Here is a 6,729-nt window from a genome sequence, read left to right as displayed (position 1 = left end):
GCGCGCGGCTGCGCCACCAGCACTACATCGACACGGCCTGGGTCGACGTCGAGACCGGTTTCGAGGCCTACTGGGAGGGCCGCGGCAAGAACCTGCGCCAGAACACCCGCAAGCAGCTGAAGAAGGTCGAGGCCACCGGTGTGACGCCGCGGCTGGAGATGATCGACACGCCCGGACCGGTCGCGCTGGCCATCGAACAGTACGGCACGCTGGAAAGCAGCGGCTGGAAGGCCGAGCTCGGCACCGCCATTTCCGTGGACGGCATCCAGGGGCACTTCTACCGCCAGGCGTTGGAAAGCGCAGCAGCAGCCGGGCGGGCCCGGATCTACCGCTACTGGTTCGGCGACGAAGTCGTCGCGATGGACTTGTGCGTGCACCAGGACGACTGCCTGGTGATCCTGAAGACAGCCTATCAGCAGGCCCACCAGGCGGTGTCCCCGTCGACGCTGATGCGCGCCGAGGAGTTCAAAGCTCTTTTCGACGAAGGCCGCTTCAAGCGCATCGAGTTCTTTGGCCGCGTGATGGAGTGGCATACGCGCTGGACCGACAACAGCCGCCAGCTTTTCCACCTGACCGCCTACCGGTGGGCCTGGCTCAAGGCGCTGCAGGACTGGCTCAACCGCAGCAAGACCCGCGCAGCTTGAAAGCCTCAATCGACGCCTTCTTCCTGCCAGCCGGCGGCGAGCAGCGGCTGTGCCTGTTCCATGCACCGGCAGGTACACCACGCAGCCGGGTGCTCTATCTGCATCCCTTCGCCGAGGAGATGAACAAGTCGCGCCGCATGGCCACCCTGGCCTGCCGCGCGCTGGCCCAGGCAGGCCACGCGGTCTTGCAGATCGACCTGCGCGGCTGCGGCGACTCCTCCGCCGACTTTGGCGATGCGGGCTGGGCCGATTGGCAGGCCGATGTGCGCCTGGGCCTGGAATGCCTGGATGCCCGCGTGCCTGACTCGGTTCAGGCACCGCTGTGGATCTGGGGCCTGCGCGCCGGCTGCCTGCTTGCCGCCGCCGACTGGGGCCGGCCGGTGAACTACCTGTTCTGGCAGCCGATGACGAACGGCAAGCTGGCACTGCAGCAGTTCCTGCGCCTGAAGCTGGCCGCCGAGATGGCCAACGGTGCGAACAAGGGCCAGATGGACCAGATGAAAACCGAACTGGCCGCGGGCCGCCCGGTCGAGGTCGCCGGCTACCGGCTGGGCGCGCCACTCGCCCTGGGGCTGGAAGCCGCCAAGCTCGCGCCCGCCGGCACGCCCTGCCGGGTCGAGTGGCTGGAGCTCAGCACCCGCGAGGACGCCGTGCTGACGCCGGTCAGCGAGCAGGCCATCAAGGCCTGGCAGGATGCCGGCTGGGCGGTACGCCCGCAGATCGTGCAGGGGCCGGGCTTCTGGGCCACCAGCGAGATCGAGCTGGCGCCCGAGTTGATTGCCCGCACCGCGGAGGCCTTGTCATGAAGGAATCGGTGCTGAACTTCGACTGCGAGGGCGAGCGCCTCATCGGCATCCTGGCCGAACCGGCGAACACCGCACCCGCCGAGGTGGGCGTGGTCATCGTCGTCGGCGGCCCCCAGTACCGCGTCGGAAGCCATCGCCAGTTCACGCTGCTGGCCCGGCATCTGGCGAACCACGGCGTTGCCGCTCTGCGCTTCGACTACCGCAGCATGGGGGACAGCCCCGGGGAGACGCGCGACTTCCTGAGCGTCGACGCCGACATCGCCGCGGCCATCGCCGCGCTGCTGGCGGCCCGCCCGGCCCTCAAGCGTGTGGTGCTTTGGGGCCTGTGCGACGCGGCCTCGGCCGCCCTGCTCTACCTGGAATCGACCGGCGACCCGCGCGTCGCCGGCGTGGCCCTGCTCAATCCCTGGGCCCGCTCCGCCGCGACGCTGGCGCAGACCCATGTCAAGCACTACTACTGGCGCCGGCTGCGCGAGAAGGGCTTCTGGCTCAAGCTGCTGCGCGGTGGCGTGGGCCTGACGGCGTTGCGCACCCTGGGCGGCAACCTGCGCCTGGCCCGCGGCGCCGGCAAGCCCAAGACCGACTCGCGCAGCTTCCAGGATCGCATGGCCGCCGGCCTGCGCGCTTTCAACGGACCGGTGCTGCTGATCCTCAGTGGCGATGACTACACTGCCCGGGAGTTCGTTGGTTTTGCCCGGTCCTCGGCGGCTTGGCAGGGTCTGCTCGTGCGCCCGACGCTGGATCTGCACGACATGCCCACGGCCGATCACACGTTTTCGGCGATACAGGACCAGGACTCCCAATGTCGCATCTGTTTGGACTGGTTGAGGACGCGATGCCTAGCAATCTGAACCCCATGAACTGCGCCGGCCGAGCACTGCTGGCCCTGACCGTTGCGCTGGCCACGCTGCCGGTTTCCGCGCAGATGCAGCGCCCGGCGCTGGCGCCGCCTGGCTGTGGCGAAACGCACAACACCTATGGACCCTTCGATTACCGCACGGCCCACCAGTCGCAGCGCTACATCGTCGAGATTGCGCATTTCACGCATGGCGTCGAGACGTTGACCCGAGGTGCTACCGGCCCATTCGGCAACGACATCGGATACACGCTGGCGGTATTTCCCAACCATCCACGCGCCATCCAGTCCGTCGAACGCCTGGCGGAAAAGGAGAAATCGGATCCCGCCAAAGGCACCGACATGACCGTCGAGTGCTATTACGCCCGCGGCATGGCTTTCGTACCGAACGACCTGGTGTTCCGGATGTTCTACGTGAGCTATCTGATCCGGCGCAATCGCATGGACGACGCGCGCAAGTCTCTCGATTACGTGGTGGAGCAGGCCGGCGACAACCCGCTGACGCAATTCAACGCGGGCTTGCTGTATTTCGACATGAAGGACTACGACAAGGCATTGGCCCAGGCGCACCGCGCCATGGCCATGGGCATGACAAGGCCGGAGCTGCGCGACCGACTGAATTCGGTCGGCCGCTGGAAGGATCCCGAGCCGACCGAGGGCCCCGACGCCGCCGCGTCCGCTGCGTCTGCCACTCAGGCCGCCTCGACTCCCTCGCAGACCTCCCGCTGAGCCTCATGCCGCGCGTCAACATCGTCATCCCTGCCTACAACGCCGAGGCCTTCATTGCCGACACCGTCCGCTCGGCACTCGGCCAGACCTTCCCCGATCTGCAGGTGACCGTCATCGACGACGGCTCCAAGGATGCAACGGCCGCGAATGCCGCCCTGGACGACGCCCGCGTGCGCGTCATCTCGCAGGAAAACCKCGGCATGTCGCGCTCGCGCAATCGCGGCATGGCCGAAACGGATTCGGAATTCGTCGCGCTGCTGGATGCCGACGACCTCTGGCACCCGGAAAAGCTGCGCCTGCAACTGCAGGCCTTGCAGGCCAGGCCGGATCACGACTTCTGCTATTCGGCATTCGACGTCTGGCATGGCGAGCCCCGGCCCGACTATTTCAGGCAAACCCGGCAGGGCACCATCGATGAGTCGCGGTCCGGCTGGATCTACCCCGTGCTGGTGCTCGACAACTACGCCCTGCCCTCCTCGGTCATCTGGCGGCGCAGCGCCTGGGATCGCATGGGCGGCTTCCTGACGGACAACCAGCAGACTGACGACTGGGAATACCTGGTGCGCGCCAGCACCCAGCACCGCTTCATACGCCTGGCCGAGTCCTACGTGCTGTACCGCCAGCATCCCGTCTCGCTGTCGCGCCGCATCCCGGCCACCAACACCACCGAGCTGATGCGCGCCGAGCTGATCCGGCGCTTCGGCATGAGTTCGCCAGCCGGGCACGACGTGGACCCCGTCGCGCTGCGGCGCTTCCAGCACAAGGGCTGGTGCAATTTCGCCGACGCGCACACCGCCAAGGGCGATCTGTCGCTGGGCCTGAAGACCTTTGCCGGCCTGCTGCGCAGCGGCCCCGATCGCGGCCACACGCTGACCAAGATGGGCAAATCGCTGTTCCGCCGCTGGGTGCCGAATGACTGAACGCCYGCGGGTCGGCATCAGCGCTACCAGCCTCAACACCGCGCATCTGCGCGGCATGGGCAAATACCTGCTCGAGATGTGCAGCCAGGCCCGGCCCGAGGACGGCGTGGCCTGGACGCTGTTCGCGCAGGACGCGCGCCGCCCCATGCACCTGCCGCGCGAGCAACAGGTGCAGGCCGACATCTTCGACTTCCCCGGCGACCGCTTCTCGCTGTGGGAGCAGGTCGGCATGCCGCGCCGCACGGGTCAGCACCACCTGGACGTGCTGCACTGGGCCGAGAACACCATGGCCTGGTGGCAGCCCTGCCCGGCCGTCGTCACCATCCACGACACCATCCCCTGGGAGATGGAGACCGACACGCGCTGGCAGCACTGGTATTGGCACCGGCTGATGCCGGCGGCCTTCCGGCGATGCGCGGCCGTCGTGACGATCAGCGAGTCGTCCAGGCGCGACATCCTGGCGCGCTGGCCCGAGCTCGAGGCCAAGCTGACCGTCATCCCGCACGGCATTGAAGAGGCCTATTTCGAGCCCCCTATCAGCACGTTGCCGGCCACGCTGACGGCGGCCCTGGCCGGCGCGCGCTTCGCCGTCTATCTCGGTGGGCCGATGCAGCGCAAGCGCTTCGACTGGGCCCTGCAGACGCTGGCCGCCCAGCCCGATGCGACGCTGAAACTCGTCGCCTGCGGCTTTGGCGCCGACTCCCGCGAGGCCGCGCGCAAGGCCCTGCCCCACGAGCTGCAGGGCCGGGTCGTGTTTGCCGAGTTCCTGTCCGACGCCGAACTGCAGGCCCTCTACCGCGACGCCGTCGCCGTGCTCTACCCGACGCTCTACGAGGGCTTCGGCTTCCCGGCCGTCGAGGCCCAGGCCGCCGGCACGCCCGTCATCTTCAGCCCGCTGGGCAGCCTGGCCGAACTGGTCGGGCCGTTGACGACGCTGGTGCCGGCCGAGGACCTGGCGGCCTGGGCCGCCGCGCTGCACGAGGCCGCGACGCTGCCTCCCGAGGCACGTGCCGACAAGGCGGCCCGTGCCGCCGCCTGGGCCCAGGGCTTTCGCTGGGGCGAGAGCTGGCGCCGCCATCTGGAGGTTTACCGCCGCGTGGCCGCCCAGCGATGAAGCGGCTGGCCGTCATCGTCTGCACCTGGAACCGGGCCGCCCTGCTCGCGACCACGCTGGCCTCGCTCGGCGCCATGCACGCGCCGGCCGACACGGCCGTCGAAGTGCTGGTGGTGGACAACAACTCGACCGACGACACGCAGGCGCGACTCCAGGCCCTGCAACCGGGCTGGCCGCTGGGCCGCCTGCATGTGCTGTTCGAGCCCCGCCAGGGCAAGCAGTTCGCGCTGAACGCCGGCATCCGCCGCGCCCGCGAACTGGGCTGCGATGTGCTGGCCTTCACCGACGACGACATCCTCTTCCCCGTGGACTGGCTGGAGAACATCGCCGCCGTCTTCGGCGCCGGCGGCCCGGCCCTGGCCGGCGGACGCACCGAGTTGCAATGGCCCCCCGGTGGCCGGCCCGCCTGGTATCACGACAGCATGGCCGCGGTGGTCGGCGGCGCCGACCTCGGGCCTGAGCGCATCGCGCCGACCACGCCGGACTACGCGCCCGCCGGCGCCAACCTGGTGGCGCGCGCAGCGCTGTTCGATCGCGTCGGCCTGTTCTCCGAACTGCACTTCCGGCACATGGACCTCGAATTCGGCCAGCGCTGCCAGGCGCGCGGCGAGGCGGTGACCTATGAGCCGTCCCTGTGCATCACTGCGCCCGTCGACGCGGCCGTGCTGACGCGCCGCTATTTCCGCCGCTGGGCCTTCAAGGCGGGTCTGTCGTCCTGGTGGCCGCCCRGCAGCCACGAGTTCGCCGGTGTGCCGCTGTGGCAATACCTGCAGCTGCTGCAGGATGGCCTGGGCTGGCTGCTCGGGCCGTTGCGGCGCGAACCCGTGGCCGAGCGTTTTGCGCGCGAACTGCGCCTGCTGCGCTGCTGGGGTCGCGTGGACAGCCGCTGGCGGTCGCACTGGTCTCCGGCGACCTACTCTGCCTGGGTGGAACGCCACTCGCAGAAGAAGCAGGGCCTGTATTGATGAACACGGTCCGCCGCTCGCTCGGCTTCGCCTTCCTGGAACGCTATCTGCTGATCGGCCTGCAGCTGCTGTCGTTCACGCTGCTGGCACGCCTGCTGACGCCGCAACAGATCGGCCTGTACTCGGTGTCGATGGCGCTGATCAGCATGGCCCAGGTCGTGCGCGACTTCGGCCTTGCCAACTACCTGATCCAGCGCAAGGACTTGGGCCCGGAGGATGTCGGCAGCGCGCTAGGCACCTCGCTGCTGCTCGGCGGCGGCCTGTTTGCCGGCATCCACGCCGTGGCGCCGTGGATCGGCGAGTTCTATGGCGACGCGAGCCTGACGCACATCGTGCGCATCATCTCCATCAACTTCCTGATCCTGCCCTTCAACTCGATCTCGATCGCGCTGCTGCGGCGCGACATGCGTTTCGACGTGCTGATGCGCGTCAACGTCGCCGCCGCCGTCGTCGGCACCTTCACGACGCTGGGCCTGGCCTGGGCCGGCGTGGGCGCGGCCAGCCTGGCCTGGGGCGACGTCGGGGCCAGCCTCATCACCGCGCTGGGTGTCAGCCTGGCCGGCGCCTGGGGGCGGCTCGCCCGGCCACAGCTGCACCGCTGGCGCGAGATCCTGCGCTTCGGCGGCCCGGTCACGGCAGCCAATGTCGTCACCTCGGTGTCCATGGACATCAACGACCTGGCCGTGGGCAAGCTG

Annotated in this window: 8 protein-coding genes; all 8 read left to right on the top strand. The window is 68.9% G+C overall.

Features of this window, described 5'->3' with window-relative positions; genetic code table 11:
- Positions 1-644 (top strand): GNAT family N-acetyltransferase (locus tag ACXJKR_RS20525; protein WP_457324386.1); only part of this gene is annotated, 644 nt, incomplete at its 5' end.
- On the top strand, positions 641-1,450 hold the full coding sequence (locus tag ACXJKR_RS20520; protein ID WP_457324385.1) for a hydrolase 2, exosortase A system-associated: 810 nt from the start codon (positions 641-643) through the stop codon (positions 1,448-1,450). The genes ACXJKR_RS20525 and ACXJKR_RS20520, both read left to right, overlap by 4 nt.
- Positions 1,447-2,301: a hydrolase 1, exosortase A system-associated gene (locus tag ACXJKR_RS20515; protein ID WP_457324384.1), complete on the top strand. Its 855-nt coding sequence runs from the start codon at positions 1,447-1,449 to the stop codon at positions 2,299-2,301. Before ACXJKR_RS20520 ends, ACXJKR_RS20515 begins: the two co-directional genes overlap by 4 nt.
- On the top strand, positions 2,286-3,035 hold the full coding sequence (locus ACXJKR_RS20510) for a tetratricopeptide repeat protein (protein WP_162247765.1): 750 nt from the start codon (positions 2,286-2,288) through the stop codon (positions 3,033-3,035). Before ACXJKR_RS20515 ends, ACXJKR_RS20510 begins: the two co-directional genes overlap by 16 nt.
- A 5-nt stretch (positions 3,036-3,040) precedes the next feature.
- Positions 3,041-3,955, top strand: a complete 915-nt coding sequence (locus ACXJKR_RS20505) for a glycosyltransferase family 2 protein (protein ID WP_457324383.1) — start codon at positions 3,041-3,043, stop codon at positions 3,953-3,955.
- Positions 3,948-5,069 (top strand): glycosyltransferase, encoded by a 1,122-nt coding sequence (locus tag ACXJKR_RS20500; protein ID WP_457324382.1) that lies wholly within the window; start codon positions 3,948-3,950, stop codon positions 5,067-5,069. The genes ACXJKR_RS20505 and ACXJKR_RS20500 overlap by 8 nt, the downstream gene beginning before the upstream one ends.
- Positions 5,066-6,034, top strand: a complete 969-nt coding sequence (locus ACXJKR_RS20495) for a glycosyltransferase (protein WP_457324381.1) — start codon at positions 5,066-5,068, stop codon at positions 6,032-6,034. Before ACXJKR_RS20500 ends, ACXJKR_RS20495 begins: the two co-directional genes overlap by 4 nt.
- Positions 6,034-6,729, top strand: a 696-nt coding sequence (locus ACXJKR_RS20490) for an oligosaccharide flippase family protein (protein WP_457324380.1), incomplete at its 3' end; no start/stop codon positions are given. The genes ACXJKR_RS20495 and ACXJKR_RS20490, both read left to right, overlap by 1 nt.

This window comes from Roseateles sp. P5_E11 (genome assembly GCF_054049355.1).
Note: the sequence above shows the minus strand (reverse complement) of the source record. Positions and strands in the feature narration are given on the sequence as shown.